The organism is Actinomadura mexicana (genome assembly GCF_900188105.1).
GTDB lineage: Bacteria > Actinomycetota > Actinomycetes > Streptosporangiales > Streptosporangiaceae > Spirillospora > Spirillospora mexicana.
The window spans coordinates 96,964-122,571 of record NZ_FZNP01000015.1 but is presented as its reverse complement, the minus strand read 5'-3'; the positions used below and the strand labels follow the sequence as shown (position 1 = coordinate 122,571).

Annotated in this window: 22 protein-coding genes and 2 pseudogenes; 13 read left to right on the top strand and 11 right to left on the bottom strand. The window is 70.0% G+C overall.

Annotated features, from left to right (window positions below; genetic code table 11):
• The first annotated feature begins 4 nt into the window (after positions 1 to 4).
• From nuoL to CHC11_RS31505, 4 genes are read left to right on the top strand one after another with little or no spacing between them, the layout of a single operon-like run.
• The gene (nuoL, locus tag CHC11_RS31520) at positions 5 to 1,921 is read left to right on the top strand and encodes an NADH-quinone oxidoreductase subunit L (protein WP_089315496.1); all 1,917 of its coding nucleotides are present in this window, start codon (positions 5 to 7) and stop codon (positions 1,919 to 1,921) included.
• The gene (locus tag CHC11_RS31515) at positions 1,918 to 3,498 is read left to right on the top strand and encodes an NADH-quinone oxidoreductase subunit M (RefSeq protein WP_089315495.1); all 1,581 of its coding nucleotides are present in this window, start codon (positions 1,918 to 1,920) and stop codon (positions 3,496 to 3,498) included. The genes nuoL and CHC11_RS31515 overlap by 4 nt, the downstream gene beginning before the upstream one ends.
• Positions 3,495 to 5,081 carry an NADH-quinone oxidoreductase subunit NuoN gene (gene nuoN / locus CHC11_RS31510; RefSeq protein ID WP_089315494.1) on the top strand — a complete coding sequence of 529 codons (1,587 nt, stop codon included), beginning with the start codon at positions 3,495 to 3,497 and terminating at the stop codon, positions 5,079 to 5,081. Before CHC11_RS31515 ends, nuoN begins: the two co-directional genes overlap by 4 nt.
• 49 nt (positions 5,082 to 5,130) lie before the next feature.
• The gene (locus CHC11_RS31505; protein WP_089315573.1) at positions 5,131 to 6,132 is read left to right on the top strand and encodes a polyprenyl synthetase family protein; all 1,002 of its coding nucleotides are present in this window, start codon (positions 5,131 to 5,133) and stop codon (positions 6,130 to 6,132) included.
• Positions 6,133 to 6,349: 217 nt separating this feature from the next.
• On the opposite strand, the gene CHC11_RS31500 is transcribed toward CHC11_RS31505, so the two are convergent.
• Entirely contained in the window at positions 6,350 to 7,567 is a 1,218-nt protein-coding gene (locus tag CHC11_RS31500) for an MFS transporter (protein ID WP_089315493.1), read from the bottom strand.
• A 96-nt stretch (positions 7,568 to 7,663) separates the two neighbouring features.
• On the opposite strand from CHC11_RS31500, the gene CHC11_RS31495 reads away from it, so the two are divergent.
• A complete protein-coding gene (locus CHC11_RS31495; protein ID WP_089315492.1) occupies positions 7,664 to 8,557 on the top strand; it encodes a LysR family transcriptional regulator in 894 nt (297 codons plus the stop codon).
• Here the strand turns inward: CHC11_RS31495 and CHC11_RS31490 are convergent.
• The 8 genes from CHC11_RS31490 to CHC11_RS31455 all read right to left on the bottom strand — a co-directional run bounded on the left by CHC11_RS31490 (position 8,554) and on the right by CHC11_RS31455 (position 17,400).
• Positions 8,554 to 9,168 (bottom strand): GTP-binding protein, encoded by a 615-nt coding sequence (locus CHC11_RS31490; RefSeq protein ID WP_089315491.1) that lies wholly within the window; start codon positions 9,166 to 9,168, stop codon positions 8,554 to 8,556. The genes CHC11_RS31495 and CHC11_RS31490 overlap by 4 nt on opposite strands.
• Positions 9,149 to 9,580, bottom strand: coding sequence for a DUF742 domain-containing protein (locus CHC11_RS31485; RefSeq protein ID WP_089315490.1), 432 nt, complete (start codon positions 9,578 to 9,580; stop codon positions 9,149 to 9,151). The genes CHC11_RS31490 and CHC11_RS31485 overlap by 20 nt, the downstream gene beginning before the upstream one ends.
• Positions 9,577 to 10,002: a roadblock/LC7 domain-containing protein gene (locus tag CHC11_RS31480; RefSeq protein WP_089315489.1), complete on the bottom strand. Its 426-nt coding sequence runs from the start codon at positions 10,000 to 10,002 to the stop codon at positions 9,577 to 9,579. Before CHC11_RS31480 ends, CHC11_RS31485 begins: the two co-directional genes overlap by 4 nt.
• Entirely contained in the window at positions 9,999 to 12,410 is a 2,412-nt protein-coding gene (locus tag CHC11_RS31475; protein WP_089315488.1) for a sensor histidine kinase, read from the bottom strand. Before CHC11_RS31475 ends, CHC11_RS31480 begins: the two co-directional genes overlap by 4 nt.
• Positions 12,411 to 12,620: 210 nt before the next feature.
• Positions 12,621 to 14,375, bottom strand: coding sequence for a prenyltransferase/squalene oxidase repeat-containing protein (locus CHC11_RS31470; protein WP_245919999.1), 1,755 nt, complete (start codon positions 14,373 to 14,375; stop codon positions 12,621 to 12,623).
• Positions 14,372 to 15,292, bottom strand: a complete 921-nt coding sequence (locus CHC11_RS41725; RefSeq protein ID WP_245919996.1) for a terpene synthase family protein — start codon at positions 15,290 to 15,292, stop codon at positions 14,372 to 14,374. Before CHC11_RS41725 ends, CHC11_RS31470 begins: the two co-directional genes overlap by 4 nt.
• Positions 15,289 to 16,659 carry a cytochrome P450 gene (locus tag CHC11_RS31460; protein ID WP_089315487.1) on the bottom strand — a complete coding sequence of 457 codons (1,371 nt, stop codon included), beginning with the start codon at positions 16,657 to 16,659 and terminating at the stop codon, positions 15,289 to 15,291. Before CHC11_RS31460 ends, CHC11_RS41725 begins: the two co-directional genes overlap by 4 nt.
• A gap of 381 nt (positions 16,660 to 17,040) precedes the next feature.
• Positions 17,041 to 17,400 carry a hypothetical protein gene (locus CHC11_RS31455; protein WP_143227402.1) on the bottom strand — a complete coding sequence of 120 codons (360 nt, stop codon included), beginning with the start codon at positions 17,398 to 17,400 and terminating at the stop codon, positions 17,041 to 17,043.
• A 315-nt stretch (positions 17,401 to 17,715) separates the two neighbouring features.
• On the opposite strand from CHC11_RS31455, the gene msrA reads away from it, so the two are divergent.
• From msrA to CHC11_RS42995, 3 genes and pseudogenes are all read left to right on the top strand, one after another.
• Positions 17,716 to 18,366, top strand: coding sequence for a peptide-methionine (S)-S-oxide reductase MsrA (msrA, locus tag CHC11_RS31450; protein WP_089315485.1), 651 nt, complete (start codon positions 17,716 to 17,718; stop codon positions 18,364 to 18,366).
• Between the two features lie 2 nt (positions 18,367 to 18,368).
• On the top strand, positions 18,369 to 18,821 hold the full coding sequence (locus CHC11_RS31445) for a hypothetical protein (protein WP_089315484.1): 453 nt from the start codon (positions 18,369 to 18,371) through the stop codon (positions 18,819 to 18,821).
• A gap of 29 nt (positions 18,822 to 18,850) precedes the next feature.
• Positions 18,851 to 18,949, top strand: a pseudogene (locus CHC11_RS42995) (peptide-methionine (S)-S-oxide reductase MsrA); the annotation flags it as partial.
• A gap of 23 nt (positions 18,950 to 18,972) precedes the next feature.
• On the opposite strand, the gene CHC11_RS31440 reads toward CHC11_RS42995, so the two are convergent.
• Together CHC11_RS31440 and CHC11_RS31430 are read right to left on the bottom strand one after the other, a co-directional pair.
• On the bottom strand, positions 18,973 to 20,208 hold the full coding sequence (locus CHC11_RS31440; RefSeq protein ID WP_245919994.1) for a helix-turn-helix domain-containing protein: 1,236 nt from the start codon (positions 20,206 to 20,208) through the stop codon (positions 18,973 to 18,975).
• 1,531 nt (positions 20,209 to 21,739) lie between these two features.
• Positions 21,740 to 22,054 (bottom strand): hypothetical protein, encoded by a 315-nt coding sequence (locus CHC11_RS31430; protein ID WP_179279093.1) that lies wholly within the window; start codon positions 22,052 to 22,054, stop codon positions 21,740 to 21,742.
• A gap of 133 nt (positions 22,055 to 22,187) precedes the next feature.
• Between CHC11_RS31430 and CHC11_RS42990 the strand changes: the two are divergent.
• From CHC11_RS42990 to CHC11_RS31405, 5 genes and pseudogenes are all read left to right on the top strand, one after another.
• A pseudogene (locus CHC11_RS42990) lies at positions 22,188 to 22,280 on the top strand (peptide-methionine (S)-S-oxide reductase MsrA); the annotation flags it as partial.
• Between the two features lie 40 nt (positions 22,281 to 22,320).
• The gene (locus CHC11_RS31420) at positions 22,321 to 22,632 is read left to right on the top strand and encodes a hypothetical protein (RefSeq protein ID WP_143227400.1); all 312 of its coding nucleotides are present in this window, start codon (positions 22,321 to 22,323) and stop codon (positions 22,630 to 22,632) included.
• Positions 22,608 to 23,024, top strand: coding sequence for a PIN domain-containing protein (locus CHC11_RS31415; RefSeq protein ID WP_089315480.1), 417 nt, complete (start codon positions 22,608 to 22,610; stop codon positions 23,022 to 23,024). The genes CHC11_RS31420 and CHC11_RS31415 overlap by 25 nt, the downstream gene beginning before the upstream one ends.
• Before the next feature lie 712 nt (positions 23,025 to 23,736).
• Complete coding sequence (locus tag CHC11_RS31410; RefSeq protein ID WP_089315479.1) at positions 23,737 to 23,934, top strand: hypothetical protein; 198 nt, start codon at positions 23,737 to 23,739, stop codon at positions 23,932 to 23,934.
• Positions 23,935 to 24,450: 516 nt separating this feature from the next.
• Positions 24,451 to 25,548 (top strand): hypothetical protein, encoded by a 1,098-nt coding sequence (locus CHC11_RS31405; protein WP_143227399.1) that lies wholly within the window; start codon positions 24,451 to 24,453, stop codon positions 25,546 to 25,548.
• The last annotated feature ends 60 nt before the right edge of the window (positions 25,549 to 25,608 follow it).

Genomic DNA, 25,608 nt, shown 5'->3' with positions numbered 1-25,608 from the left:
AGGGATGAAAGCGGAAGGCATCCAGGCCGCGTCCTGGCTCCTCGTCGCGCTCCCGCTCGCGGGCGCCGCGATCCTCCTGCTGGGAGGGCGGCGGACCGACAGGTGGGGCCACCTGCTCGGCGCCGCGATGTCGGTGGCGTCGTTCGCGGTGGGCGCCGCGATGTTCGCCCAGATGATCGGGTACGACGCCGAGGTCCGGCGCCGCACCCTGCACCTGTGGGACTTCATCGACGTCGGCACGTTCAAGGTCGGCATGGACCTGCTGGTGGACCCGCTGTCCATCACCTTCGTCCTGCTGATCACCGGGGTGGGCTCGCTCATCCACATCTACTCCATCGGCTACATGGCCGAGGACCCCGACCGGCGCCGGTTCTTCGCCTACCTGAACCTGTTCCTGGCGGCGATGCTGCTGCTGGTGCTGGGAGGCAACTTCCTGATCCTGTTCCTCGGCTGGGAGGGCGTCGGACTCGCCTCCTACCTGCTGATCGGGTTCTGGCAGCACAAGCCGACGGCCGCGACCGCCGCGAAGAAGGCGTTCGTCGTCAACCGCGTCGGCGACATGGGGCTGATCATCGCGATCGCGCTGGTCTTCGCCTCGTTCGGCAGCATCGACTTCGGCTCGGTCCTCGGCACCGGCGCCGAGCACGTGGGGCTCGCCTCCAAGCTCGGCACCGGCACCGCGACGGCCATCGGGCTGCTGCTCCTGGTCGGCGCGTGCGGCAAGTCGGCGCAGCTCCCGCTGCAGTCCTGGCTGCTGGACGCGATGGAGGGCCCGACCCCGGTCTCGGCCCTCATCCACGCCGCCACGATGGTGACCGCGGGCGTCTACCTGATCGTCCGGTCCGGCCCGATCTTCGAGATGTCCGAGACCGCGCAGCTGGTGGTGACGATCGTCGGCGCGGCCACGCTGCTCGCCGGTGCGATCATCGGTTGCGGCAAGGACGACATCAAGAAGGCCCTCGCCGGATCGACGATGTCGCAGATCGGCTACATGGTGCTGGCCGCCGGGCTCGGCCCGGCGGGCTACGTGTTCGCCATCGCGCACCTCGTCGCGCACGGCTTCTTCAAGGCGGGCCTGTTCCTCGGCGCCGGCTCCGTCATGCACGGCATGAAGGACGACGTGAACATGCGCCACTACGGCGCGCTGCGCACGGTGATGGTGATCACCTACGCGACGTTCGGGCTCGGGTACCTCGCCATCATCGGGTTCCCCGGCCTGTCCGGCTGGTTCACCAAGGACGGCATCATCGAGGCCGCCTACGACAAGGGCGGCACGTCCGGAATGATCCTCGGCTCCTGCGCGCTGCTCGGCGCCGGGATCACCGCGTACTACATGTCGCGGGTCATGTTCATGACGTTCTTCGGTGAGAAGCGCTGGGAGGACGACGTCCACCCGCACGAGTCGCCGGCCGTCATGACCTGGCCCCTGATGCTGCTCGCGGTCGGCTCCGTCTTCGCGGGCGGGTTCCTGGTCCTCGGAGGCTTCCCCGACTTCCTCGAACCGGTCGTCGGGGCGCCCGAGCACGAGCACGAGTTCAAGTGGCTCACCGCGCCGGGTGCCGCCACCTTCGTCCTGATGATCGTCGGCGCCGGGATCGCCTGGATGCAGTACGGCGCCCGCAAGGTGCCGCGCGAGGCGCCCAAGGGCTCGTTCGTCACCGTCGCGGCCCGCAAGGACCTCTACGGCGACGCGCTCAACGAGTCGCTGCTGATGCGTCCCGGCCAGTGGCTGACCCGGCTCGCGGTCTGGTTCGACGGACGCGGCGTCGACGGCGCCGTCAACGGAACGGCCGCCGGCGTCGGCGGCAGTTCCGGCCGGCTCCGGCGCGTCCAGACCGGCTTCGCCCGCTCCTACGCCCTCTCGATGCTGGGCGGTGCGGCCCTCGTGGTCGCGGCGCTCCTGGTGGTGAACGTGTCATGAGCGACTTTCCCTGGCTGAGCGTCCTCATCGCGCTGCCACTGGTGGGCGCGGTGCTGCTCAGCGCCATCCCGCGCGAGCGGGAGGCACTGGTCAAGCAGTTCTCGCTCGGCGTCTCCCTCCTCGTCGCGGTCCTCGCCGGTGTCATGGCGGCGGGCTTCGACGCGGGCGGTGCGCGGTTCCAGTTCACCGAGAAGTACTGGTGGATCAAGGAGTTCGGGGTCCACTGGGCGGTGGGCGTCGACGGCGTCGCGCTGGTGCTGATCCTGCTGTCGGTGGTCCTCGTCCCGCTGGTCATGCTCGCCTCGTGGAACGAGGCCGACCGGTCCGGCGGCGTGGACGTCCCGGCGAAGCGGTCGGTGAAGACCTACTTCGCGCTGCTGCTGACGATGGAAGCGGCCATGATCGGCGTCTTCGCCGCGACGGACGTGTTCCTGTTCTACGTCTTCTTCGAGGCGATGCTCATCCCGGTGTACTTCATCATCGGGTACTACGGCGGCGCGCAGCGCTCCTACGCCGCGGTGAAGTTCCTGCTGTACTCGCTGTTCGGCGGGCTGCTGATGCTCGTCGCCGTCATCTGGCTGTACCCGCTGTCGAGCCGGTCGGTCGACGAGGGCGGCCTCGGGCACGGCACGTTCATGTTCGACGAGCTGTCGAAGATGAACATCGACCCGACGACGGCCAAGTGGCTGTTCCTCGGCTTCTTCGTCGCGTTCGCGATCAAGGCGCCGATGGTGCCGGTGCACACCTGGCTGCCGGACGCGGCGCAGCAGTCCCCGGCGGGCGCGCTGGTGCTGATCGTCGGCGTCCTGGACAAGGTCGGCACCTACGGCATGCTCCGGTTCTGCCTGGAGCTGTTCCCCGGCGCCGCCAAGTGGGCGACCCCGGTCGTGCTGGCCTTCGCGGTGCTCAGCATCATCTACGGCGCGGTCCTCGCGATCGGCCAGGTCGACATGAAGCGCCTCATCGCCTACACGTCGGTGTCGCACTTCGGGTTCATCGTCCTCGGCATCTTCGCGATGACGTCGCAGGGGCAGTCCGGCGCCGCGCTCTACATGGTTAACCACGGGTTCTCCACCGGCGCGCTGTTCCTCGTCGTCGGCTTCATGATCGTCCGGCGGCGGTCGGCGCGGATCTCCGACTTCGGCGGGGTGCAGAAGGTCGCGCCCGTCCTCGCCGGGATGTTCCTGGTCGCCGGCCTGTCCGCGCTGTCGCTGCCCGGGCTGTCCACGTTCGTGTCGGAGTTCCTCGTCATCGTCGGGACGTTCAGCCGGTACGAGTGGGCGGGCGCGCTCGCGGTGAGCGGCGTCGTGCTCGCCGCCGTCTACGTCCTGTGGATGTACCAGCGGACCATGGGCGGCCCGAAGACGCCCGCGGTCGAGGGCATGAAGGACCTGTCCGCCCGGGAGAAGTGGGCCCTCGCCCCGATCATCGCGATCATCGTGGCGATGGGCTTCTTCCCGCAGCCGGTGCTGCACGTGATCAACCCGTCGGTGGGCCACACGCTGGCCCGGGTCGGCCAGCACGACCCGGCGCCGGACATCACCGGTAACGTCGCCGAGAACGGAGCCCGTCCATGAGCACCACCAGTCAGGTGAGCGCGGTCCTCGCGCAGGGGGGTGACATCCCCGCACCGCACATCGAGTACGGGCAGATCGGCCCGCTGCTCCTGGTCCTCGGCGTCGCCGTCGTGGGCGTGCTCGTCGAGGCGTTCGTCGGCCGGAACGCGCGCTACTGGGTGCAGGTGCCGCTCGCGTTCCTCGGCCTCGCGGGCGGGTTCGGCTGGACGATCGCGCTGGCGTGGCGCGACAACCCGCACCACGTCGCCGCCGAGGGCGCCCTGGGCGTGGACGGCCCCACCCTGTTCATCCAGGGCACCATCCTGGTGCTGGCCCTGGTCAGCCTCCTGCTCATCGCCGAGCGGGGCGACGGCAGGGCCGGCGGCCACTTCGCCGCGCAGGCGTCCGCCCTGCCCGGCAGCGAGGCCGAGCAGCGCACCGCCCAGGCGGGGTTCACCCAGACCGAGGTGTTCCCGCTGATGATGTTCGCCGTCGGCGGCATGGTGATGTTCCCGGCGGCCAACGACCTGCTCACCATGTTCGTGGCGCTGGAGGTCATGTCGCTGCCGCTGTACCTGCTGTGCGGGCTCGCCCGCCGGCGGCGCCTCCTCTCGCAGGAGGCGGCGGTCAAGTACTTCCTGCTCGGCGCGTTCTCCTCGGCGTTCTTCCTGTACGGGGCGGCGCTGCTGTACGGGTACGCCGGGTCCGTCCGGCTGTCGGACATCTCCGCACAGATCGGCAAGGACGCGGGCAGCGAGACCCTGCTCCTCGCGGGCGTCGCGCTGCTGTCGGTCGGGCTGCTGTTCAAGCTCGGCGGCGTCCCGTTCCACATGTGGAAGCCGGACGTCTACCAGGGCGCCCCCACCCCGATCACGGCGCTGATGGCGTCCTGCACCGTCGTCGCCGCGTTCGGCGGGATCCTGCGCGTCTACTACGTCGCGTTCGAGACGCTGAAGTGGGACTGGCGGCCCCTCATGTGGGGTGTGGCCATTCTCACCATGGTCGCCGGGTCGATCATCGCGATCACGCAGACCGACATCAAGCGGATGCTGGCCTACTCCTCGATCGCGCACGCGGGCTTCCTGCTCATGGGCGTGATCGCCAGCTCGGCGGACGGCCTGTCCAGCACGATGTTCTACCTGGTCGCCTACGGCTTCACCTCGATCGGCGCGTTCGCCGTCGTGACGATGGTGCGGGACGCGGGCGGCGAGGCCGGCCACCTGTCGCGGTGGGCGGGCCTCGGCAAGCGGTCCCCGGTGGTCGCGGGCGTCTTCGCCTTCTTCCTTCTGGGCTTCGCGGGCATCCCGCTGACCAGCGGATTCACCGGGAAGTTCGCGGTGTTCAAGGCGGCCGTCGAGGGCGGCGCGACGCCCCTGGTGATCGTCGCCGTGATCTCCTCCGCGGTCGCCGCGTTCTTCTACGTCCGTGTGATCGTCGTCATGTTCTTCAGCGAGCCTGAAGCCGAGGGCCCCGTCGTGGTGGCCGGCCCGGCGACCGCGGTCGCGGTCGCGGTCGGAGTGACGGCTACTGTGGTACTCGGCGTGATCCCGCAGCCCGTTCTGGACCTCGCGGGGCAGGCCACGACCCACATGTTCGTCCGGTAGGGAGTCTTGGGTGAGCAACCCATTCGCTGAGAAGTCCGGCGGGCCGGCCATCCAGGAGACCGGCCCGTTCGGGCTTCCCGTCGACGCCGCGCTCGCGTCCGACGCCAAGGAGCGCCTCGCCGCCGTCGAGTCCCTGCTGCTCGACTGCGTCCGGGGCGAGGACCCGCTGCTCACCGAGGCCTCGCAGCACCTCGTCGAGGCGGGCGGCAAGCGGTTCCGGCCGATGCTGGTGCTGCTGGCCTCCCACTTCGGCGACCCGGCGGCGCCCGGCGTCGTCCCCGCCGCCGTCGTCGTCGAGCTCACCCACCTCGGCACCCTCTACCACGACGACGTCATGGACGAGGCCACCGTCCGCCGCGGCCAGGAGTCGGCCAACTCCCGCTGGACGAACACCGTCGCCATCCTCACCGGCGACTACCTGTTCGCCCGCGCGTCCGACCTGCTCGCCGACCTTGGCCCCGAGGCCGTCCGCATCCAGGCCCGCGCGTTCGCCCGCCTGGTCCGCGGCCAGATCCAGGAGACCGTCGGCCCCGGCGAGGACGCCGACCCCCTCAAGCACTACCTCCAGGTCGTCGCCGACAAGACCGCGTCCCTGATCGCCGTCTCCGGCCAGTTCGGCGCCCTGCTCTCGGGCGCCCCCGCCCACGTCGTCGACACGGTCACCTCCGCCTGCGAGAAGATCGGCATCGCCTTCCAGCTGTCCGACGACATCCTCGACATCGCCTCCGAGACCGAGGAGTCCGGCAAGACCCCCGGCACCGACCTTCGCGAGGGCATCCGCACCCTCCCCATGCACCACGTCCTCGCCGGCATCGGCTCCGGCCCCGACGACGCCCGCCTCCGCGAACTCCTCACCCAGGACCTCACGGACGACGCCCTCCACGCCGAGACCCTCACCCTCCTGCGCGCCCACCCCGCCATGGACCGCGCCCGCACCGACCTCCGCCGCTGGGCCGAGGACGCCCGCACCGAACTCCTCACCCTCCCCGAGATCCCCGCCCGCGAGGCCCTCACCAACCTCTGCGACTACGTGATCACTCGTACTGGATAGCTTTTCTCTCCTCCTTCGGGCCTGGCGGCCCTCCATCGTCGAGAAAAGCGGGCGATCGCTGGCATCGCTTCGACTCGCCTTGCGGCTCGCTGCGCGATCAGATTCTTGCTTCGCTCGAATCTGCCTTCGGACGCGATCGCGGGCCTTCGGGTCGCTGCGTGGTTGCGGTGCGGGTGGGGGGAGTTGCAGTGGTGGGTGCGAGGGGTGCTTCGGGTTTTCAGGTTCTTGCTGCGCTTGAATCTCTTCTCGGGCGTGAGATTGAGGGGTCTGGTCGTCGAATGGTTGCGGCGGCTAGGGCTAGGGCTAGGGCGGTTAGGGTTCCGCCCAGCCACATGACGCCCGTCTCACCGGCGGTGTCGGCTACCTGGCCGCCTGACAGCGCCCCGATGGAGATGGCGATGTTGAACGTGGCGACGAACAGGGCCGACGCCGGCTCGGCGGTGTGCGGTGGCACCGCCTGTAGCAGCCAGTTCTGCAACGTGACCGATACGCCGCCGTAGGCGGCGCCCCACAGGACCAGCAGCACGACCGCCGGAAGCGCTGACCGGCCGACGACCGGGAACAGCAGGACGGCCGGCGCGAGCAGAAGGGCGATCCGCACCAGGGTGCGGCGCGGGGCGCGGGCGGCGGCCGTTCCCGCGGCGAAGTTGCCGGCGATGCCCGCCGCGCCGTACAGCAGCAGCAGGGTGCTGATCAGGGTCGGGTCCACGCCGGACACCCGCTCCAGCACCGGACGCACATAGGTGTACGCCGCGAAATGCCCGGTGACCAGGAGCAGTGTCACCAGCAGACCGGTTCGCACGCGGGGTGAGCGCAGCACCCGCGGCATGTCCTGGAAGCCCGCCGGGCCGGTTCCGGGCAGGGCCGGCAGGAGGACGGCGAGCGCGGCGCAGGCGGCCAGCGACAGCGCTCCGGCCACGGCGAACGCGGCCCGCCAGCCCGCGACGTCACCGATCAGCGTGCCGGCCGGGACTCCCGCCACCGACGCCACCGCGATCCCGCCGAAGATCACCGAAGTGGCGGTGCCGGCGGAGCGCTCCGGCACCAGCCGTGCCGCCAGCCCGCCGGCGATCGCCCACACCCCGCCGATCGCCACGCCGACCAGGACCCGCGACACCAGCAGCGCCGGCAGTCCGGGCGCCGCGGCCGAGCCGAGGTCGGCCGCGGCCAGCAGGCCCGCGAGCACGACCAGCACCGCCCGGCGGTCCAGCCGGGCGGTGGCCGCGGAGATCGCCGGCGCGGACAGCGCGGCGACGAGGCCGGGAATGGTCATCGCCAGCCCCGCCGTGCCCGCGGACACCCCGAGCTCCGGGCCGATCGAGGTCAGCAGCCCGACCGGGAGCATCTCGCTGGTGACGACGAGGAACGTGGCCGCGGCGACCGCGAGCACCGCCGGCCACCCCCGGCGCGGCGAGGGAGCAGAAGGAACCGTCATGGCTCCGACCCTTGCGCGCCGCCTCCCCAGGGAACAACGGCGAAGACCGCATCCTTGTATGAGCGAGACTCATCGATCGCGGACCCGGGGAGCGACGTGCCGGAACTGGAGGCCCGGGAGCTGGAGTGCTTCCTCGTCCTCAGCGAGGAACTGCACTTCGGGCGGACGGCGGAGCGCCTCTACCTCTCCCAGAGCCGCGTCAGCCAACTGCTGCGCGCCCTGGAGTCGCGGATCGGGGCCCGGCTGGTCGAGCGCACCAGCCGCCGCGTCCGGCTGACCCCGCTCGGCGCGACCCTGCGCGAGGAGCTGCGCCCGGCCTACGCAGCCCTCCTCGACGTCGTCGAAGGGGCCAGGGCCAGGGCACGCGGTGTCGACGGGGTGCTGCGGATCGGCTTTCTCGGTTCGCTGGACGAGACGCTGACGGGTCTCGTCCGCGCGTTCCAGCGCGACCATCCCGGCTGCGAGGTCCACTCGGTGGAGATGCGGCTGGCCGACCCGTTCGGGCCGGTCCTGGGCGGGGACGTGGACGCCGCGATCGTCCTGACCCCCGTGCGGGAGCCCGGCCTGGTCGTCGGCCCGGTCTTCTCCGAAGCGCCGCTGAGTTTGGCCGTCCCGGCGCACCATCCGCTCGCGGCCCGCCCGTCGGTCCGCGCCGAGGATCTGGCCGGGCACACGCTGGTCGGGATCGCCGGCCCGGCACCGCGGTACTGGCGCGAGGCGCAGTCGCCGCGGCTCACGCCCGGCGGCCGCGAGATCCCGCCCGGACCGGCCGTCGGCACGATCCAGGAGGGCCTCGCGATGGTCGCCGCCGGGCGCGGCGCGATGCCGCTCTGCGTCCCGACCGCCCGCCGCCACAGGCGGGACGACGTCGTCTTCGTCCCGCTCACCGGGCTGCCGGACTCGGCGCTCACGCTCGTCTGGCACCGGGACCGCGCCACGGCCGGCCTCCGCGCCTTCGCCGAGGCCGTCGCCGGCGGCACCCCCTGCTAGGCGTTCTGGGGTTCTGGTTCTTCGTTCAGGCCCCGGGTCTTCATGGCGTGCAGGACCAGGTCGATGAGGACCTCCTTGCAGGAGCCGAGGCTGCGGGCGTCGCAGAGCATGACGGGGACCTTGGGCCCCAGGTTGAGGGCCATCTGGATCTCCGTGAGGTCGTAGCGCTGGGCGCCCTCGAAGCAGTTCACGGCGACGATGAACGGGGTGCCGCGGCGCTCGAAGTAGTCGACGGACGGGAAGCAGTCCGACAGGCGGCGCGTGTCGGCGAGGACGACGGCGCCGAGCGCGCCGAGCGAGACCTCGTCCCACATGAACCAGAAGCGCTCCTGGCCGGGGGTGCCGAACAGGTAGAGGACGTACTCGTTGCGCATCGTGATGCGGCCGAAGTCCATCGCGACCGTGGTGGTCTGCTTGCGTTCCACCCCGGAGATGTCGTCGATGCCGACGCTCTCGTCGGTCAGCAACTCCTCGGTGCGCAGGGGGCGGGTCTCCGAGACCGTGCCCACCATCGTGGTCTTGCCGACCCCGAAGCCACCCGCGATCACGATCTTGACCGCCGTGGGGAGCCGGCGGGCGCGGACGTCGCGCCTAGAGGGCCCGGAGACCATCGATCACCGCCTTGTAGAGCCTGATGTCGTGCATGTCCGCTTCCGGTTCGGGTTCCTGCAGGGAGACGAACCCCTTGTCGAGCAGGTCGCCGAGCATCACCCGCACGGTCGCCACGGGAAGGTCGAGATGGCCGGTGATCTCGGCCACCGACATCACCGACTGGCAGAGCCGGATGATGGACAGGTGCTCGGGTCCGAGGCCGATCGCGCCCTCCGGCTCGGCTCCGGCCGCCACCACCAGGGTGATGAGGTCGAACTTGCCGCGGGTCGGCTCGATGCGGCCGCTGGTCATCACGTACGGCCGCACCATCGGGCCCGCGTGCTCGTCCAGGAACCGGTCGCCGGAGAGCGGGCGCGGCGCCGCGGCCTCGTCCGCCCAGGGCTCCTGGGAGGGATCCTCGGGGGGCATCATGCCGGGCGCCCCTCCTGCGCGGACTCCGAACGCGACGGCGAGGTGAGGTGGTGGCCCATGGCCGTGACGAGCATCGCCATCTCGTAGGCGGTGAGGCCGACGTCGACCTCCTCACCGGCCAGGACGGCGAGGCAGGCGCCCTTGCCGGCGACCGTGACCAGCAGGAACGCCGAGGCCATCTCGACGATCGTCTGCCGGACGGGCCCGCCGCCGAAGCGGGTGCCGGCCCCCTTGGCGAGGCTCTGGATGCCGGCGGCGACGGCGGCGAGGTGCTCGCCGTCGTCCTGCGTCATGCCCTCGGACGACGCCATGAGCAGGCCGTCCGCCGAGAGCACGACCGCGCTGCGGGCGTGCGGCAGCCGGTGGACCAGGTCGTCCAGCAGCCAGCCCAGATCGGAGGAGGAACCGGTCTTCTGCGTCACTGCTCTGCCTCGCCTTCCGCTGCGTTGGTGCCGAGGGCTTCCGCCGCGTCGACGCGGCCCCGCTGGGTGCCGCGCTGGTAGGAACCCATGATCCGCTGGATCTCCTCGGGGGAGCGGCCCGGGTCCTCCTGCTCGTCCTGCTCGTCGGCGACGACGGGCTCATCGGTGCGCAGGGGTTCGGCCAGGTTCGCCTGCGGCACTCGGACGGGGAGACCGGACGGTGTGGTGGAGATGTCGGGCACGGGTGGCAGGTCCTCCGGCTCGATGGGGTCGGGACGCGCGCCGTCCGCGGGATCGTCGCGCCACGCGGACGTGGGGGCCTCGGGCTCCGGTCCGGGGGCGGGCCGGATGGGCAGCGGCTCCGCGGCCGGCGGGGGGACCGCCACGAGAGCCGGTCCGACGGGCTGCGGTCCGGTGCCCGCCGGGGGGAGCGTCACCGTGGGGGAGGCGGAGCGGATCGCGGCGCCGACGGCGGCGGGGCGGCGGACCTCCAAGCCGTTCTGGGTGGTGGTGCCGGCCGGCACCTGCGCCGGACCCTGCTCGACGATCAGGTCCCTGGGGACCACGACGACGGCGGTCGTGCCGCCGTAGGCGGACCGCTTCAGCGACACCTGCACGTTGTACCGCTCGGCGAGCTTGCTGACCACGAACAGGCCGAGCTGGACCGAGCTCTGCAGGTTGAAGTCGGGCGGGTCGGCGATCCGCTCGTTGATCTCGGCGAGCTTCTCGTCGGTCATGCCGAGCCCGCGGTCCTCGATGTCGATGGCGAAGCCGCTGGCGACCAGGTGCCCGCCGACCTGCACGATGGTGTCGGGCGGGGAGAACGACACGGCGTTCTCGATCAGCTCGGCGAGCAGGTGGGTGATGTCACCGACCGCGCGTCCGGCCAGCTCGACCGGGCCGAACGGCAGGACGGTCACGCGGGTGTAGTCCTCGACCTCGCCGACGGCGGCGCGGACGACGTCCACCATCGGGACGGAGTTGCGCCACCCGCGGGCCGGGAGGGCGCCCGACAGCACGATGAGGTTCTCGGCGTTGCGCCGCATGCGGGTCGCGAGGTGGTCGAGCCGGAACAGCTCCTCCAGCTCCTTGGTCTCGATGTCGCGGCGGCGCTCCATCGTGTCCAGCATGGTGAGCTGCCGGTGCACCAGCGTCTGGGTGCGGCGGGCCAGGCTCAGCAGAACGTCCCGGATGCCGCGGCGCAGTTCCGCCTGCTCGACGGCGGTGCGGATCGCGGTCTCCTGGACGGCGTTGAACGCACGGCCCACCTGGCCGATCTCGTCGTTGCCGAACCGCAGCGGCGGCGCCTCGACCTCGACGTCCACCTTCTCGCCGTGCCCGAGCCGCTCGACGACACCGGGCAGCCGCTGCTCGGCCAGCTCCCACGCGGCGCCGCGCAGCCGCTCCAGCTGCCGGACGAGGGCGCGCGCCGTGGTGATCGACACGACGACGGACGCGATGACCGCGAGGAGGCCGAGTCCACCGGCGAGCAGCAGCCGGATGATGACCCAGATCGCCATGGGGGTGGCGCGGTCCACCAGCCGGTCGCCGGCGTCCTGGATGGTCTTGCGCATCTGGGTGAGAGCGGGCTCGGTGGTGCCCCGCCACTGCTCGGCGGTGACCCGGGTCCGCTGCGCCTTCGTGCGCAGGAGGAGCGCGTCCTCGAGGGTGCCGACGGAGGCGAGCCGCTTGTTGGCCTTCAGCTCGTTCCACGCCTGCCGGTCGGCGCTTTCGAGGTCGACCATGGCCCGGTCGTAGTGCAGCCTCCGAGCGCCGACGATCTGCGCGATGCCGATCTGGTCGGCGGCGGTGAACCGGCCGGACGCGAGCACGCCGGCGACGACCGCGTCCTCCTGGGAGAGCAGCTCCCAGGAGCGGTTGACCGCGATCTCCGCCCGCAGGTCGGTGGTGAGTCCCTTGTCGCTGAGCGTCGTCGTCCCGTCGTACATGTGGAAGATCGACTCGATGACGCCGGAGTAGGTCTGAATGACGCGGGCCCGGTCGAACGAGCCGGTGTCGATCGCCCGGCGATCCTGGTCCAACCGTCCGAGCAGGCCGACCATCTCGTCCAGCCGCCGGTCCATGGCGTCGTCGGCGGCGCGGTGGACGGCGCCGCTGCGCGCCTTCTCGACGACGACGGCCCGCTCCTTGTCGGTGCGGGCGCGCTGGGCGGTGAGCAGGTCGGGGCGCCGCTGGCCGGACCCGAGCATGGTCACGGTGAGCCGGCGCTCGTTCTGCAGCTCGACGAGCAGCGGGTCACTCGGGGCGGCGACGCTGTCCAGGGTGCTGACGAACAGCAGGTTCACACCTTCGCGCAACGTCACCCAGGCGGCGAAGGCCCACAGCGCGGTCAGTGAGACCAGCAGGGCCGCAATCTTGGTCCGCAGCCGTGAGTTGCGGAAACGCATTATGGATCGCCCCAACAATTGTCAAGGTGCCTGCAATGCGAGGTCTTGGGGCCCGGCTGCGAGACACTGGTGGCGGTGAGTGCGGGTAGCGCTATGCCGTGTGATCGGCAACGCACCGGTGAACCTTACCAACGCCACCAAACCCACTCAAGGTGAATGGTTTCCGGCTCAGGCGTACAAGCAGGTCACCCTCTGACAGGGTGGTGAAATTCACCGCGCCGAAACACTCGTGTCACGCCGTGCCAGACGAAGGGCGCCCAGGACCGCCGCCCGCACGATCGTCGTTGGGCGATATAGGTCTTTATCGTGCCATAGAGGCGGCTTGCCGGAGTCAACGTCCCCTGGACCGCCGGTCAGGGTGCCGGGCGTGCTCCGCAGGGCCGCGGTGAGGTAGGCGTCGCCCAGCCGGACCGCGCGCTCCGCCGCCTCCCGCACCGCCGAGTCGGGCGCGGCATCGCCGGACGGGCGGGCCAGGACGAGGATGTGGACGGCGTAGGCCGTCTCCTCGGCGGTCCCGCACCAGCGGCCCCAGGAGCCGTCCGTGCGCTGTTCCCGCAGCACCCACTCCACGGACCGATGCACGGCGTCCGCCGATTCCGGCCCCCCGAACTCGTTCAGTGCCAGGGCGGCACAAGCGGTCGCGTAGAGCGGCGATGCATGCCACCGGTCCTCCCAGCGGCCGTCGTCCAACTGCTCGCCGATGAGCCAGGACGCCGATTTCCGCGCGCTCGCCGCGTAACGGCCGGTCGGGTCGGCGCCACCGCACTCCAGGTAATGGCCGAACGCCTCAAGCACGTGCGCGTTGGTCGTGACCGACCGTCCGTTCTCACCGGGCCAGCTACAGAAATGCGTGCTCGTTTCGTACTTCCAGAGCAGGTCGGGCGGGTGAGGCTCACCGAGAAGCGACAACGCGTACAGCACGCCGGAACTGGTGTCGGCGTCGGGGGGCAGGCCGGTGCCGCCCGGCGCGCCGTCCTCGCCGAGCGAGGCCCGCATCTGGGCGATCAGCTCCGGCGGGACGGCCGGCGCGAGCCCCGCGCGGGCCAGCCAGCCCAGCACCCACCCGCGCTCGAAGTTGGTCACCGGGACGGCGACCGGGACGGGACCGCCGTGCTGCTCGACGGCCGCCTCCAGGTAGCGCCGCGCCGCCTGGCCACCGGCCCTGTCGACGTCGGGACCGCCGAGCCACGCGGCGGTGGCGGCGGTGGAGGCGCCGACCGTCGCGAACCGTCCCGGCCGGTCCACCACGGAGAACTCGCGGACGGGGCGCGCCGGTGCCGGCAGCGGCACGGGACTGACCGAACCGGCCCGGCGCGCCGACGCCCCCGCGACCTCCAGGGCGTGCTGGACCTTCAGCGGCACGGCGCCGCCGTTCTCCAGGTGGGCCTTGGCGGCGGCGACGAACGCTCCGTCCATCCCGGCGGGCGGGGCCAGCCGTCCGCCCGTCCACCAGGCGGCGAGGGCGGGGGCGCCGCGGAGCCGGTCGAGGTGCCCGTTGATCGCCTCGATGAGGGCCGGGGTGATGTGCTCGATGGCCGGCATGTCCGGGAAGTCGGCCGCGGTGGCGCCGTCGAGCCGCCGCGCGAGGGCCCGCAGGGCGCGCCCGGCGCCGCGGGCCACCTCGGCGGCATGGACGCCGGCCGGCCGGCGGCCCTCCTCCGGGGCGAGCGCGGACAGCAGCGCCTCGGTCGCGCTGAGGGTCGGGACGAGCGCGTATCCCGGATCGGGCGGTCCCCAGCCGCCGTCCGACCGCTGCGTGTCGAGCAGGAACCGGATCCGCCGGGACTGCCCGGCCAGCCACGGGGCAAGGCTCACCAACCGTCCGGTCTCGTATATGGACGGTGACGACCGTCCCCACGGGTGGTGCACGAGATCGGCCACCAGCGCCCCGGCGGCCGCGTAAAGATCGTCGGGATCCGGGTCGGCGGCCTCGGCCGCGTCCGGACCCACCTCCTCGGCGGTCACAGCGAACCCCAGTAGTCGCCGAGCTCGTAGAAGCCGGTGCTGTAGCCGATCTGCCGTTCGAGATAGGCCACGGCCTCGGGGCAGTCGTCGCGCAGCGGCCGGAGCAGGCCGCCGCACCGCGCGACGAGCTCGTCGATCCGGGCGGTGATCTGGGCACGGTCCACACCGAGCATCTGAGCGTTCAGGTCGCCCCAGGAGACGTCCCGCTCGTAGGTGGCGAGATCGTTGAGCAGGCGCAGGATCCGCTGCACGTCCCGGCTCACGACCTGCAGCTCGTCGATGTGGTCGAGGATCCCCTGGTCGGCGTGCACGACCCAGTGCGAGATGTTGACCCAGGCCGAACCCATGTTGTCGGCGTTGTCCAGGTACTGGTCGAAGGTCGGCCGGTCCGCCCGGTCGCCCGACTTCCAGGCCAGCTCGCGGGCCCCGCTCTCCAGCAACCGCCCGAGCTCGGTCAGCCAGTGGTCGCGCAGCATGGCGAAAGCGGGCGATCCGGCTGCGTCGTCCCGGATGTCGGCGAGGAACCGGGTGAGCCCGTCCCCCGGCGCCGGCGGGGCCCCCTCCGCGACGGCGAGGCAGCGCCGGTTGATGTCGTCGACCTCGTCCCGGGACGTCGCGACGTGGTCCACCAGCCAGTCCAGGCCGAAGATCCACAGCGAGGTGCGCGCCGCCATCCGGATCCCGGACGCGGTGAGCCAGGGCGACCCGAACGCGTTCGCGCAGGCCACGGCGTTGAACAGGGTCTCGTCGATCGGCTTGGCGTCGAACAGGTCGGGATAGCTCTCGGCGCATCTCGCCAGGTCGCGAGCGCATTTCACGGCCTGCGCCATCACGGCCCCGTTGTGCCGCGCGTCCAGGAGGGCGTCGGGCGTCGCGGGGCCGCCGGGATGCGGAGGCGCCCCGTCCGCAGCCCTCACGCGTCCCGCCCGACCGGGGTCAGCGTCATCTCCATCGACTCCCGCGGCCGCAGCGTCGCGCCGATGCGCGGCATGGCGGGGATCGCGTCGGACAGGGCCGGGCGGAACCGGCTCAGGAGGCTCGTCAGGATCATCCGCGCCTCGACGTCGAACACGTGGCGGCCGATGCACTGGTGCGGTCCGCCGCCGAACGGGAAGTAGGCGTAGCGGTGCCGCTTCTGGGAGTTCTCCAGCGTGAACCGCTCCGGGTCGAACTCCAGCGGACGGTCCCACACCGAGGCCAGCCGGTGCGTGAGGAAGGGGCTGATGAGCACCGAGTCGCCCGGCTCGATGTGCACGCCGCCGAGGATCGTCGGGGCGGTCGCCATGCGCGGGAACATCCAGCCCACCGGGTACAGGCGCAGCAGTTCCTGGACGACCTGCGACACGTACGGCAACCTCGGAAGATGGTCGGGGCGGACCGGTTCGGCGCCCACCACGCCCTCGATCTCCTCGACCAGCCTGTCCAGGACGTCCGGGTGGTCGTGCAGCAGCGGCCACAGCCAGGTCAGCGCCAGCGTCGTGGTCTCGGTGCTGGTCGCGAACATCGCGAGCAGGTTGTCGCGGATCCACTTGTCGTCCGGCGGGGTGCCGTCCTCGGCCCGGGCCTGGCAGAGCGCGGTGAAGATGTCGCTGCCGTCGCCCGGGTCGTCCCGGTAGCGCGCCACCAGCTCGAACAGGACCTCGTCCATCACCTGCACGGCGTCCTTGAACGCCCGGTCGCCGGGCATCGGAAGCACGCGCGGCAGGAACGGCAGCAGGAACCGGACCGAGATCGAGGTCGCGATCTGGTCGAACGTCGGGATCAGCTTGTTGGCCTCGACCGGGGAGATCTTGTCGCCGAACAGGACCTTGATCACGGTCTCGTTGACGATCCGGCTCATCTCCGGCAGTACGTCGATCGGCCGTCCCGCGCGGGCGGGCTCCTCCAGCTTGCCGACGGCGTCGTTGATCGCCTCCGCCATCAGCCCGGTGAGCCGGTTGACGTTGCGGGTGGTGAAGACCGGCTGCAGCACCCGCTTGCTGTGCTCCCACTCGGCGCCCTCGGACAGGATGCTGCCGCCCATCAGCTCGCGCAGCGGCCGCCAGAACACCCCGTCCCGCTGGAAGATCCCCGACTCGCGCCGCAGGACCTGCTGGATGTGCTCGGGATGGGTGACCAGGTAGGGGTGGGACGCACCGAGGTCGAGCCGGATGAGCCGGCCGTCCCCTTCCGTGCTGATCCGTTCCAGCTGGCGAAGCGGGTCGCGGACGAAGCCGGCGACCGTGCGGTAAAGGGGGAAGTTCTTTGCCTTCTGGACTGGGACGGCGCCGACGTCAACGGACATTTACCGACTGCCCCTCGATGTTGAGTTGGAGTACCAGTGCTCGCGGATGGCCGTCCCGGGGCACGCGGGCCGCCCGGGACGCACGGCGTCCCTCGCGGCGGGACGACGTGAATGAGTGATTCGGGCTTTGTGGGAAGGTTGCGGTGTTATGTAGCTTTCTGTGGGAGTATCACATGATCAATTAACATGGGCAAGGCTTCGGCCGGTAGAAATCTCAACCGTTTCGACGTGACCCTTATCACTTGCCGGCTGTGTTGTCTCATTGTCCGGGTCGGCCTTACAGGCATGCATGAGGAGCCCGCGATAAGGGCATTTGCAAGGCGCGAGGGGACACGGAGAGTGACGCCCGTTAAATGGAGCTCTCTTCCGGTTTATACCGAATTACTTTGCCGCGCGGTCGATCGGGACCAGATCGGGCCACGCGACCCGACCCGCCACCTGGACCTCGCCGATCACTTTCCGTGATCCGCAGCGTGCCGCGACCGGATAGGTGCCGGGCGCGGCGTCCCGCCTGACGACGGCCGCCCCGTCCACGGCCCGTCCGGCGAACGCCTCGGAACCCGCCGCCACCCGGCCCGCGCATCCCGGCACCGAGAGCCGGACCCGTTCACCGGGCCGCACGGCGCGGGGCTCCACCGAGACCGGACCGTCCCCGCCCGCGGTCGCCTGCCCCGTCGCCGGAGCCAGCATGCCCGCCGCAACGAGCGCTGTTCCCAACACGGTGACGCTGAGCAGACGCAACGACAACTCCCTCACTCGGGCGTGTGACGTCCGGCACTTTAGCCCCTATAGGCGGTTTCGGGCACCGCTTCCCAGTGTCCGTCCCCTCGTGACGATCAACAGCGCCGCCGGCACGCCCCCCGCCGACCCCGGCTCCGCCGAACGGCCGGCGACCACATGATCAGCCGCGCGAAATCTCGCCGCCCGCAGCGGTCGGTAGAGCGGGAACAGCCCACATCACCTACGCCGCGACCCGCACGCCACACCCCGCTTCACGAAGGTGTAATCAACAAAAACGCACAACGGTCCTGACAGGCCGCCGAGTAGCCTGGGGGCATGTTCGGCTTTGCGAAGACCCAGATGGTCTCTCCGGAGAAGGCGCTCCCCGGCAGGGACGAGCCCATCCCGGTACCGCCGCGCCACGAGGTCCTCGACGCGCCCCTCGCACCGCCCTACCCCGGCGGCGCCGAAATCGCCGAGTTCGCCCTCGGCTGCTTCTGGGGCGCCGAACGCAAGTTCTGGGAGACCCCCGGCGTCATCTCCACCTCGGTCGGTTACGAGGGCGGCTACACCCCGAACCCCACCTACGAAGAGGTCTGCAGCGGCCTGACCGGCCACACCGAATCCGTCCGCGTCGTCTACGACCCCGCCAAGGTCACCTACGACGACCTGCTCCGCGTCTTCTGGGAGGCCCACGACCCCACCCAGGGCATGCGCCAGGGCAACGACGTCGGCAGCCAGTACCGTTCAGCGATCTTCCCCCGCACCGACGTCCAGCAGAAGGCCGCCGAAGCCTCCCGAGACGCCTACCAGCAGGTCCTCACCAACGCCGGCTACGGCCCCATCACCACCGAAATCACCAGGGCCACCGACTTCTACTACGCCGAGGACTACCACCAGCAGTACCTCTACAAGGTCCCCAACGGCTACTGCGGAATCGGTGGAACCGGCCTCTCCTGCCCCGTCGGAGTCGCTCCGGTGGAGTGAGCGTGGAAGGAACGGACCGGCTGATCCGGTCACTGGACCCCGAAGACAAGCAGGCGATCGCGCTTCTCGATCTGCAGACTCTGGCACGTGAGAACGGTGAACGGATTTTCCAGGCGACGGAGCCTGCGTACGGCGTGCTCGCTTGCCTGCGCATGTGGGAGATCTTGATCGCCCGCATGGAAGATGGCTGGGCCGGTCAGGACTACTACATGGTGGGTGGATACCTGAACGTCCTCACCTTCCGAGATGGCATCGAGGACTTCCTCGAAGCCATGCCCTCAGCCTTGAGTACCAAGATCGGCCGCTGCGTGGAGCAACTGGACGCGCGATACCGAGCCGTCACGTGGGAGGACGGCGGGGCAGAGCTGTCACAGTCCTGGCAGCCACTGGCCGAGAGGCGAGAGATCCGATGGTGGTGGACCCGGCGCCCCATCGACTTGCCCCCTGGTTGGTGAACGTGCACATCTGCCGCACCTACGGCGACCACCAGCAGTACCTCTCAGCCAATAAGAACCCGGGCGGCTACTGCGGAATCGGCGGAACTGGCCTCTCCTGCCCCGTGGGCGTTGCTCCTGCCGAGTAACGCCTGACCTGCTGCGCCAGCGGTCATGCGGCGTAGGTGTCGAGTACCTCGCGCACTTCGGGGACGTCCCGGTAGGGCTCCAGCTTGGAGAGGACGACGCGACCGCGCTTCGCAGTCCGGTCGCTGGGGAAGCGTGCCGAGAGGTCGAGCATGTGTCGCGCGGTGCTGGCTGCCTCTTCGGGCTCGTTGGCGTCCGCCAGGGCGACCGCGAGCCAAGAGAGGTACAGAGCAAGCTCGCGCGTGCGTGTCGAGTCGTACCGGCTGAGCACCTCTTGCAGAAGCGGGACGGCCCGTAGGGGTTTGTGGAGTTCGGTGTAGACGCGGGCGTCCATCACGTCGAGTTCCTCGGGCGACACCCAGTAGGCCCAATCCGGGGCCTCACGCGAGCCCTCCTCGTCCATGGCCTCGTGGGCTTGGGCAAGTGCGCGCATGGCTGGTTGGGCGTTGCCCGCCTTGGTGTTCGCCCATGCGACCCGGTCGAGGTAGAGCGCGCGGGCCTTGGGTGGTGCGTCCGGTCCGGCCTCTTCCAGTGCGGCGCGGGCAAGACTCAGCCCGTCCTCTTCGTGGCCGGTGTTGGTGAGCTGGTAGGCCAGACTCCCCGCGAGGTGTCCGACGAGTGCGAGGTCTCCGGCCTCCCTGGCTGCCGAAATTCCGAGCCGGTATGCGCGTGCCGCCTGGTCGTGCTGGCCTGCGTCGCTGGCGATCCATCCGGTGATCTGGGCTATCTCGCCGATGCTGCCGAGGAGTGAGCGGCCGGTCTGCTCGGAATGCGTCGTCTCCCGATAGAGCTGGACTGCGCCGTCCAACTCTCTGAAGGCTGGCGCAAGTAGATCGCGGCTGGCGATGACGTCGTCCCCGAGCCGCAGGCCGTGCGCCCGGTCGGCAAGCGCCTCCGCCGTGGACGTCCCGACTCGACGGCCTGTGCTGCTCGCCACTGGTCCGAGTTCGACGTCTTCGGGCAGGAAATAGGAGAGCGCTTCCGCTGGGCTGGGCGCTTCGGGCGAGAAGTCCTCGCCGCGCGCATGGGCGGCTGCCCGTTCAAGCGTCTGAAGGGGGACGTCTAGGGCCTCGGAGAGGGCAGAAATCCAGACATCGGGGATTCTCTCGCCTCGTTCCCATCGGCTGATCTCGTGGCGCGTCACGGAGGCCGTTCCTGAGATGCGGCACAACGATTCCGCTAACTGGCGCTGGCTCTTGCGCGCGTCTCGTCGCAACCCCGCGAGATACAGACCGAACCGTTGCCGCTTTTCGTTGATCACGCTGGCCCCTCCCTCGCTCCTCAGTCTGGCCCCTCTCCGGCCCCCTGGTAGGCGCCTCTGAGGAGACAGCCCGAAAGACAGGCTCTAGCCATGGAAGAGGCGGCAGGCGCCAACGGTCAACCCCCGTCCTGCGCCTCGACGAAGGGACGGCTTCCATGGCAACGGAAGCTTCGGAGGTGACGGAGGCGCGGCGTCTGCGGGTGTGGGCGCTGGCGCAGGCGCTCGGGCGCACGGGTACGCAGTGGAGATCGCGGAGGCTCTTCCGCTCCTGGCGGTTCCGGCCGCGTGTGGGCCGCCGGTCGGGGTGCGTTGTGATCGGCGGGCGATCTGTGGGGGTGAGTTGTGGTTCGTCTTCGCTGGTGGTGGCGCGATCGCTCCGGCCGATGACGCGCACATTCCTGACGCGGTGGTAACAGTGAAGGGCCAGCTCGCCGCGCAAGCCGACGGGTAGCCACGCGTCGGCCGGTGCGGTCACCTGGTACGGACGCGCAACGGGAACGTGGTGGGCGCTGGCCCCCTCGCAAGATGGTGCGCGGCTGGTGGAAGCGACCACCCCTGACGAACTGCGGGAAGCACTTCGGAACCCGGCGGCCTGGCCGTGGCCTCTCTCCAAGTTCGTTCCCGCGTCTCAGCGCTAATCAAGCACACCCAACAGGGCCACAAGAGGGACGACTTTATGGGGCGGGCTCAGGAGTCGTCCCTCATTCCTGGCGGTGACGTGCGGTCTTGGACCGGGGAGTAAGACTGCTGCTGTCGTCCGCCGCCCCGCCTCTCTGCCTTGCCCCCATGGCAGAGAGGCGGGGCCTTCCCTTGATCTCCTGCGACGAGTCGAGGGCCGCGGCTTCCCTTTCGCGCTGACGGGGTCGGGGCCGGTCGATGGCCGAAAGGCCACCCCAAAGGGGCGACCGAAGGGAGTCAGCCGGCGCCGCGTCGGCAATTCCGTCTGAAGCGTCGCCCGGCCTGGAAGCGGCTGCCCGGCGCCTGGGCGGCGAGCCTTTGGGCGGGGCCTTCCTCGGCTTGGGCGGTGCGGTACGTGCGGGCCGTCCACGGTCCCGCCCTGCGGTGGACGGGCCCAACCCCACACCCGGCCCCGCCCCCACTTGCGACGAGTTCGGACCTCAAGCATCGGTCACGCCGCAGATCGAAGCTGGACGGTTCCGGACTTGCGCGGGGGTGGGGCCTCGTAGCCTTGACCGGCGGACGGGCAGCACCTGCCTGCCCGCAATGGCCCGTCGCGAGGCCCCGCGCGGGTCCCCGCGCGGGTACGGAACCGGCCTGCGGCGGAGTGCGGGCCTGGCCTCGAAGGATGACAACCCGAGACAGAACTGGCCTCCACCCACGGTATGAACGGGGTATGGAGGCCAGTGCGTGAACAGTCAGATCACGTGCCCACTGAGGCGTCAGTCAAGCCCGTGGTCGACGTCGGTTCGGCCAGCGCGGACGTCGATCAGAATCGTCCGACATCCGTGATGGTGAAGTAGGGGCCGTCCGGGGTGGAACCCGCCTCACCGTTGAAGTCGCCCGACTCCCCTCAGATGCACTTGTCGAGGGTCTTCGGGTCCAGCTTCACGCCGATCACCTTGATCACCAGCCAGCGACGGGGGCAAATCGGTCCTTCCATGAGGTGGAACTCCACCGGGATCGTGGAAGGCTCCGGCTGGTTGGACGCCCAGGTCACCGCGTGGGCCATGACGAACGAGATGATCGCGGGCGCCTTCTCCTTGATCGCGACCGGCAGGTCCCAGTCGGCCACGGCCTCTGTGAGCAGCCGAGCCGCCTTCGCCGGAGTCTCCACCACCGGGGACAGCACAGCAGACGCACTTACCTTGCAGAAGCTCGTAGTCACGAGTCTCCTCCTTATGGCTTCTAGTTTGAACCGCTTACTACAAGCACGACCGTGCGGCCGAATCAGCCGACTGCAAGCCAGAAGTCTGGATGCGGTTGCGGGCTCCGTTCTATGGCCTAGGACGAAGTACTGCCACCAGCAGTACCTCTACAAGGTCCCCAACGGCTACTGCGGCATAGGCGGCACGGGCCTCTCCTGCCCCGTAGGCGTCGCCCCCGCCGAGTAGCGGCAACGAGTTTTGCTACTTGAGGTAGTAAACTGTGGGCATGGCTGCGGAGGAGAAGGAGTTCGGGCTGGGTGAAGGCCCGGCGGTGAAGGCGAGCGTCTCACTGAGAGCAGGAAACATCCGTGCCGTCCGCGAACGGGTGGGAACCCGCGGCTTCTCCGCCTACGTCGACGCCGCCGTCGAGCGTCAGATAGAGCGGGACCTGCTCGAAGAGGCACTACAGGCTAATGAGAACGCCTCGGGGCCGATCCCGCAGGCGCTTCGCGACGAGGCCGCAGATCTCTTCCGTGCGGTCAAGGCGGCACCCGAGTTGCAGGAGGGCGCCGAGTGGGCCGGACACGAAGCAGGCTGAGTGCGGGGACGCTCGTCCTCGACTGCGAGGGCCTGGTCAAGTGGTGCGGGGCCGATCAACGCGTCACCGCTCTGGTCCGCGAAGCCCAGGACAACGACTTCCGCGTGGTGATCAGCGCGCTCACTCCGATCGAAGTCCAGGACGTCCGGACCAAGTCGGAGAGGCTCCGTTGGTACCTGTCCAGGCTCCGCATCGAACCGGTCACCGAAGAGATCAGCCTGGCGGCCGTCGACCTCCTTCGTGCTCACCGCCTTCCCGGGCATAAATACGCGATCGACGCGGTCGTCGCTTCGACTGCGCTCCGGGCTCCCAAACCCGTCGTCCTGCTGACCTCCGACGAGGACGACATGACGACCCTGTGCGGAAAGGCCATCAAGGTAGTAGCCGTATGACCCGGCCCCGCCGCCAGACCCGGCTCTTGTGCACTGACGGCTACCACCAGCAGAACCTCCACAAGGTCCCAACGGCTACTGCGGCATAGGCGGCACCGGCCCCTCCCGCCCCGTAGGCGTAGCCCCGCCGAGTAGCAGCATGGGGGCCCTTGCTTAATGAGCGACAGAGACTCCACTGGTATTCGGATCGACGGCCGAGGGCGCCAGCGACGGTAAGCGTCGATCAGTGACGTGGGAGTCCTCGCCGCCGCAGGGACCGATTCGGGGAAGCGACGGCCTGCGATGTACGAGCGGGCCCGAGTGCGGCCGAACCAATTCAAGGATATTCGAGGCTGTCAGTTCGCGTAGGCCGCGCTACGCCTGCTGAACGCTCAGTCCTGCAGCGTGTCCATAACGCAGGCGGTACTTCGTCTCGAGCGTCGCCCGACCTGAAAGCCGCTGCCCGGCACTGTGCGGCGGACCTTTGCGCGGGGCCTGCCTTGGGTGGGGCGGTGAGGTACGGGCGGGCCGTCCACGGTGGGGCGAGGCGGTGGCCGTCCACGGTCTCGTACTGCGGTGGACGGACCCAACCCCGCCCCGCCCCCTCAGAGGCACGCCTCCACTCTCCGCTGATGACACCCGGCTCAACCCGGGCCATCGCGTTGACGCATGAGCATGCTCCCGGACGGTGGAAGTGGATAACGCGGTCGATCGCGTACAAAGGAGAGTCCTCATGAGCTCTGTCACTGACCGGCAGCTTGCCCTGAGGGGTGGCGTCGTCGGCCTCTTCCTCGGGCTGTTGTGCCTCGTTTCCGGCATCGCAAGCGTTGTCGCCAACGACGGCAATGGCCTCAACTCGATGAACATCGTCCTCGGCGCCGTCGCAATGGTCGCCAACGGCGTGGTCATAACCATTGCCGGTTCCCGTTGACAGCGGGTGCCTGCACCCTGGCCAAAGCGGCCCCTCAGCTTTGAGGGGCCGCTTAACTCTCGGGCATCTCCGGGGCGCTCATGCCGCGTCCCGCATGGTCTGGTCATTTTGGGGCTTGGCGGTCTGGTGCTGCTCGGCGGGACGGCTTCGGAGCACGCCCGGCATGCCATCTGGCCGCGCAAGCCGGACCCTGTGATGGAACTCCTCGACCCCGGGTAGTCCGGGCTAGCTTGCCTTCCGCTTCCCGTCACGCTCGGTGAGCTGCCTGCGGATGGCTCTTGCCTGCTGGATGCGGTTGCGGGCGGCTGCTTGGTCGGCGCGGGCTCCTGCAGTACGTCCAACGGGCTGCTGCGGGCCGGCGCGTCCGGGTGCCCACACGATCAACGTGGCGTTCATATGAACGTAGCCGTCTGTTTGAGGCGTCGATCTCGGGGATAGGTAGTTCCCCAGTAGCTTGCCAGCAAATGGCGGCAAGATCGTTCCAAGGATGCCCCCAGACCGCCCCCGGGAGTCTTCATGGCAGGACATCGAGTTCTCCGCGTCACCGCTTGGGCCGCCGCCCTCTCCGGTCTGCTGCTCACGCCGTCCGCCGCCAACGCGGCACCCCCGGAATGGGAAAAGGTGCCCACGCCGCCCTTCGACGGTCTCGGGGTGGTGACCGAGATAGCGGCGGCAGGACCGCGGGCCGCGTGGGCAGCCGGGATCGAGGACGCGACGTCGAGTGGGAAGCCCGTCATGCTGGCCTGGAATGGTCGGCAGTGGCAGCGTCAGGTGCTGCCGCCGGGCACGGGCCAGGTCGTCGACCTCGCCGCCGCCGGACCGCGGAACGCCTGGGGCATCTACCTGAACGAGGACGGCTCGCCGGCACTGCATTGGAACGGCATCGCTTGGCGCAGGGTCGGTTACCCGGCCGGGGTCCAGCCCACCATGCCGTCTCCTCTGCCCACGTATCTGCAGATCGTCTCGGCGGCGCCCGGCGGACCGGCCTGGTCACTCGGGTACGACTCGAAGGCGAAGAAGGCCGTCGCCCTGCGCTTCCAAGACGGACGATGGGTGCGCCGGAAGACTCCGGTGCGGATGGTCAGTGCTTCCACCGTCGCCGTCCGGTCGGCGAAGGACATCTGGATCGCCTGCACCTGCGACATCCCGGGAGCCGGCCCGACTGAGGCCATGCTGCATTGGAACGGCACCAAGTGGAGCACGATCCGGTACCCGTCCGAAGAGAAGACCTACATCGCGAAGATCGCGCCGGTCTCGGCCACGAGCGTCTGGGCCTACCGTGCCAGCACCAGCTTTGCGACTCCCGAGCTCATGCACTGGGACGGGAAGACCTGGACGTCGACGACGATTCCCGCAACCCCGTACGCCTACCACTTCCCCGCGCTCGCCGACGACGGCGGCCAGGGCGCGTGGGTCTCGGTGAGCACGGTCGACGACGACAAGAGCTACCTGCACTACAGCGGCGGGGCTTGGACCGCCGAGAGCGGCGAGGGGCGCCCCGGCACCGCCGTCTGGATCCGTGACCTGGCCCGAGTGCCGGGAACGCGCTCGATCTGGGCGACCGGCCTGCCCAGTTCCCTTGCCGGCGCCCCTTTCATCGAGCGCCGACGCTGACAATGCGGCCTCTGCCGGCGGTGCGAATCTCGGGGTAACGCTCCGACCACACTCCAGCTC